Consider the following 5,376-nt stretch of genomic DNA (forward strand, 5'->3'; position numbering starts at 1 on the left):
CAAAGAACGTTTGTCCAAAGGTAATTAATATATTAGCCAAGAGATAGATTACAATTTGTGAGTACGAGAAAGCTTTTTTATAAGTTTAGGAAGGACAGATGATAATTCTTGTTTCATACGCTTTGTAAACGATGGATCTTTACCTGAAGTTGAAATACTGACAACAAATTCATCATTTCGTATGACACCAGGTGTGTGAAATGATGATGCTGTACCATCACTTACAACGTTAACCCATTGGAAATCATGAGCAGCTTGCTTGACCATCATATTTACAGTATGTTGATTTGTTGCGGCATAAATAAGATGGGCATCTTTAATATCATCATTAGTAAAAGTTTTTTGCTTCCATGTAACATAAGGAAGCTCCTTCATTTCCTCGCAAATTTCCGGGCTGACAACCGTGACAAAAGCGCCTGTATCCTTTAATCCAGACGCTTTTCGATATGCAATTTTACCACCACCAATGATAACGACCACTTTTTGATTTAGATTAAACATAAGAGGGTACAGGTTATACATACACACATTCCTCCATTCGTTCTAATAATGTTAACTTCATGTATGTATCAAACTGAAGGCAGTTGCAAGTTGTAACGTGATCATACTTTTTTGTATGTAATTTAATTTTTTGAAGCAATAATCCGGTAAAGAGAAGGTACGGCATGACATATACATGTGACGCAGCCTGTGTTATATTTTTGAGCTCAGCAGTAAAAGAGGGAGTTCCTTTTGTTAAAAAGGAACAAGATACTGGCATACCGAGTTTTCGTCCGGCAGCTGCTCCAATTTGTTGTAATTCATATATCGGCTGAGGGTCACTACTACCTCGACCGACGAGTATAATTCTACTGTCTTGCATTGGCATTGTTTCACGTATTCTTTTAACTACAAGTTCAACCATATGTGGATGCGTACTAAAAGGTGGTGCAACTGAAAAATTTATATGTGGATATTTCTTTTGCATTTGCTCTATCTCAAAAGGAATATCACGTTTATAGTGAGCTGCTGCAAATAATAAAACAGGAACTATCATTATTTCAGTTGATCCCTCTAGTATTGTTTCTGTAACTGCATCTTGAATGGTAGGTGTTGTTAGTTCAAGAAAAGCTATTTTTTGAATTCTTTCGTTACGCTCTGTCATAACTGATTGAATAAAGTGAATGAATTGTTCATTGCCTTCTTGTAGTCGACTACCGTGTCCAACATATACAATTCCTTTCATCTTGCCACCATATCCTTCTTCATAATAATGTCTTGTAATTGATGATCAATGTTATGTAACCCGACTTTATTCGCATAGTGTAAAGTTGGAACGTCTGTATACGAGAATGGAAGAGTAAGAACATGCATAAATCCAAGACGCTTTACTTCTGATAGAAACGTATCAATTGAAGCGCGTCCTTCAAATACAATGCTATCCCATGAGAATTCCGAAAGCATACGGGAATGAATTTCATCGAAGCGATTATCGATTGTATACTCATGAGTCATCATATAGGAGCCTGCACCAATTTTTTCTTGAATGAAAGCAATTCGATTAATATTTCGGCCTAAATAAATAGTTGTATTAGAAGAAAACGCTGCAGGTTTACTTAACAATCCATACTGCATAAGCTTTTCTTGAACAGGAAGGTTCATATATTGCAGTTCTGCCTGTAAGGAACGAATATCTTTATGGTGCTTACTGCATGATTGCATCAAAATCTCTACACTCTCAGCTGAACAAAATACAAGGCGATCAACACTAAAAATTTCATTGATTTGTTCAGAGGTTAATGTGTATTCTTCCTTTTGGAAAGTTGGGATTTGATATATTTCTGCACCGGATTCTTGTAACATTTGTTTTATTGAACTTTCTTTATTTGTTGCAGATGCAAATAAAACTTTCTTGCCGTGCAATGGTTTATGTTCTTTCCAACCGATTTGGTTACGTAAGGAAACGACATCACCAACAATCGTCATGGAAGGGTTAGAAATATTTTCGGTTTTGACGTTATGAACAATGGTTGCTAGAGTCCCTGTGACAACGCGTTGCTTTCCAGTTGTACCCCATTCAATGACTGCTACGGGTGTATCTTCTTTTTTTCCTGCTTGTAGTAAGTTTTCACAAATGGTAGGTAAGTTTTTTATACCCATGTAGTAGGCGATTGTGTCGCTATTGTGGGATGAATTATATTTTCCATGATCGGTTAAAGGACCTTTTGCATGTCCAGTTAGTAAAGTGACGCTATTACTGTAGTTACGGTGGGTGAGGGGGATGCCTGCATAGATACTAGCGGCGATGCTAGCTGTAATACCTGGCACAATCTCGTATGGAATGTTTGCTGCCGCTAAAGTTTCTGCTTCTTCACCAACTCTGCCGAAAATAGATGGATCTCCGCCTTTTAAGCGGACAACGATTTTTCCTTCTTTCGCAAATTGATGAAGGTGGGCGTTAATCATTTCTTGTCGCATTGTATGATTTTTCGGCATTTTGCCGCAATAAATAAGTTCACAAGTTTGCTTTGTATAACTAAGAAAGGAAGGATTTAATAAGCGGTCATATAAGACAATATCTGCACGCTTTAAGCAATCTATCGCTTTTTTAGTAATAAGTCCTTCATCACCTGGTCCTGCACCAACTAAATATACATATCCGTTCATATTCGCACCTCGTCTATTTTTATTTAATAAGGAAGCCAGAGGAGGCTTCCTTTTGTAAATTACATATATATATAAATATCTCCGTCGATAACTTCTACTTCGTACGTTTGAATACAGCCGTCATCCGGTTTTTGAACTTCACCTGTTAGTAATGAAATTTTCCAATCATGTAGTGGACAAAAGACGAATTCCCCAGATACAATTCCTTCTGCTAATGGTCCATTTTTATGAGGGCAGCGATTTTCTACAGCTCGAATATCGCCATTTGAAAGACGAAATAGGGCGATAGACATGTCTTTCATTTGCACTTCTTTACCAATTTGAATAGGAAGGTCTTCCGCACGCATAACTTTTATTTTCTCTTTCGTTTGTAACATATGGTTCACAGCTCCTTATTTCACAGTTTCTACTTCATACATAGCTTTTAATGATTTCGTTTCTAGTGCCTGTCCCCAAGCTTCTTTATATGTGCTACGCGCTGTTTGGAAACGCTCATTTAACATCGTGACCATACTTGTATCCTGTAGTATTTCTTTTATGTGATCGAAGCCTAACCGTTCTGTCCAGTAGGCAGTACGTTCCCCATAAATACCAGTTTCACGATAATATTGCATGTAAGCTGTTGCGATGCGAAGGACATCATCTTCAGTAGGGACGATCATTACAAAATCAGCTTCACGTACTTCTGTACCACCATTTCCGCCGATATAAAGTTGGAATCCATTTTCAACACACACAACACCGAAATCTTTCGTAAGTACTTCCGCACAGTTACGTGGACAGCCCGTTACACCCATCTTCATTTTATGAGGTGTATCTACCATTTCTAATGATTGTTCAAGGAGCATACCAAGTCCTAATGAATCTTTCGTACCGAACCGACAGAAACGAGAACCAACACATGATTTTACATTACGAAGCGATTTTGAGTACGCATATCCAGAAGTCATATGTAAGTCAGCCCATACGTTAGGTAAATCTTGTTTCTTAACACCATATAAGCCGATTCGACTCGCACCTGTAATTTTCACGAGAGGGACGTCATATTTTTTCGCAACCTCAGCAATCTTCATTAAATCATCTGCGGTTGTAACGCCTCCGTACATACGTGGAATAACAGAAAATGTACCATCATGTTGGATGTTACCATTCATTCTTTCATTAACGTAACGGGATGATTTATCATCTGCATATTCTTCTGGAATCGCCATACGTAAATAGTAGTTTAAAGCAGGGCGACATTTCGAACAGCCGTCTTCATGTGCAAAACCAAGGACATTTCGTACTTCTTTTGGAGATTTTAAACATTTCTCGTGAATTGCCGCTACGACTTCATCACGTGATAAAGTTGTACATCCACACATACCGGCAGATTGCGTTGAGGCATCAAAAGCATCTCCAAGTGTATGAGATAAAATTTGTTCAACAAGCGGACGACATTTACCACAAGACCCCGCAGCTTTCGTACATCCTTTAACTTCTTCAAAAGTAGTTAACTCTTGCTCTAAAATGGCATGAACGATTGTACCTTTTGTAACACCATTACATCCGCAAATAGTGTCATCCGCACTCATAGTAGCTACGTTAAGTTCACTTCCTTCACCAGCTTTGTGAAGAAGGGAAGCGGCTGTATATTCTTGTATGTCTTCTTCTTTCTTTAACATGCTAAAGAGGCGTGTACCATCAGCAGTATCACCATATAAAACGATACCAACGACTTTATTGTCACGAATTAATACTTTTTTATAGGAACGTTTACATTCATCAAAGATTGATATTGCTTTCGTTATATCATCTTCATAAATTTGGCCAGCAGAGAATAAATCACAACCTGCAACTTTTAATTGCGTACCGACGATACTGCCTGTATATCCATCCGTTTGTAAATTCGTTATTTGTTTTGCTAATATTGCACCTTGTTCATAAAGAGGAGCAACAAGTCCATATGCGATACCATCATGTTCTGCACATTCTCCAACTGCATAAATGGATTCATCATTTGTTTGCATATAGTCGTTGACTACAATGCCGCGATTTACAATTAAGTCAGCATCTTTTGCTATTTGAGTATTTGGACGTATTCCGACAGCCATTACGATTAAATCACAATTTACAATTTCACCATCTTCAAATTGAATACCCTCAACATGATCGGTACCAAGAATCTTCACAGTTTTCTTTTCCATTAGAAATTTCATGCCTTGCGCTTCTAAATCTTCACGCAATAGAGAAGCAGCTTTGGCATCTAATTGTTGCTCCATTAAGCTCGGCATTAAATGAACAATATGTACGTCCATTCCTAAGTCAATAAGACCTCTTGCGGCTTCTAAACCAAGTAATCCACCACCAATGACAACGGCCTTTTTCTTATCTTTAGCAGTATTAATCATAAATTGTGTATCTTCAATTGTTCGGAATCCAGTCACACCGGGAAGGGTGGAACCTTCAACAGGTAATATAAAAGCACTAGATCCTGTTGCGATAATGAGTTTGTCATATGTAAGAGTACGATTTTTTTCTGTGACAATGACTTTTTCTTCTCGGTCAATACTTTGAACTCTCTCGTTTGTATATAAAGTTATTTCATTTTCTTCGTACCAACTATATTCGTTCATAATGATATCTTGCATATTTGTTTTTCCCTGCAGAACATGAGAGAGCATAATGCGATTGTAGTTTGGATGTGGTTCATCTCCAAAAATAGTAATATTATATAAATCACTATCATGT

At 37.6% G+C, this 5,376-nt stretch carries 5 protein-coding genes; all 5 read right to left on the reverse strand.

Features of this window, described 5'->3' with window-relative positions; genetic code table 11:
• Window positions 1–48: 48 nt before the first annotated feature.
• Window positions 49–522 carry a precorrin-2 dehydrogenase gene (locus AB3X48_RS17130; RefSeq protein WP_016104684.1) on the reverse strand — a complete coding sequence of 158 codons (474 nt, stop codon included), beginning with the start codon at window positions 520–522 and terminating at the stop codon, window positions 49–51.
• On the reverse strand, window positions 515–1,225 hold the full coding sequence (locus AB3X48_RS17135; RefSeq protein ID WP_016104685.1) for a sirohydrochlorin chelatase: 711 nt from the start codon (window positions 1,223–1,225) through the stop codon (window positions 515–517). Before AB3X48_RS17135 ends, AB3X48_RS17130 begins: the two co-directional genes overlap by 8 nt.
• Entirely contained in the window at window positions 1,222–2,646 is a 1,425-nt protein-coding gene (locus AB3X48_RS17140; RefSeq protein ID WP_016104686.1) for a uroporphyrin-III C-methyltransferase, read from the reverse strand. Before AB3X48_RS17140 ends, AB3X48_RS17135 begins: the two co-directional genes overlap by 4 nt.
• 59 nt (window positions 2,647–2,705) lie before the next feature.
• Complete coding sequence (nirD, locus tag AB3X48_RS17145; protein ID WP_002148387.1) at window positions 2,706–3,023, reverse strand: nitrite reductase small subunit NirD; 318 nt, start codon at window positions 3,021–3,023, stop codon at window positions 2,706–2,708.
• Between the two features lie 15 nt (window positions 3,024–3,038).
• Window positions 3,039–5,376 (reverse strand): nitrite reductase large subunit NirB (nirB, locus tag AB3X48_RS17150; RefSeq protein WP_367959757.1); only part of this gene is annotated, 2,338 nt, incomplete at its 5' end.

Origin of the sequence: Bacillus sp. S4 (assembly GCF_040838205.1) — a bacterium.
Lineage (GTDB): Bacteria > Bacillota > Bacilli > Bacillales > Bacillaceae_G > Bacillus_A > Bacillus_A cereus_U.

What these genes read in the sequence shown, in the direction of transcription:
- nirD (WP_002148387.1), bottom strand. Translation starts at nt 3,023, where the DNA reads ATGTTACAAACGAAAGAGAAAATAAAAGTTATGCGTGCGGAAGACCTT.
- AB3X48_RS17130 (WP_016104684.1), bottom strand. Translation starts at nt 522, where the DNA reads ATGTATAACCTGTACCCTCTTATGTTTAATCTAAATCAAAAAGTGGTC.
- AB3X48_RS17140 (WP_016104686.1), bottom strand. Translation starts at nt 2,646, where the DNA reads ATGAACGGATATGTATATTTAGTTGGTGCAGGACCAGGTGATGAAGGA.
- AB3X48_RS17135 (WP_016104685.1), bottom strand. Translation starts at nt 1,225, where the DNA reads ATGAAAGGAATTGTATATGTTGGACACGGTAGTCGACTACAAGAAGGC.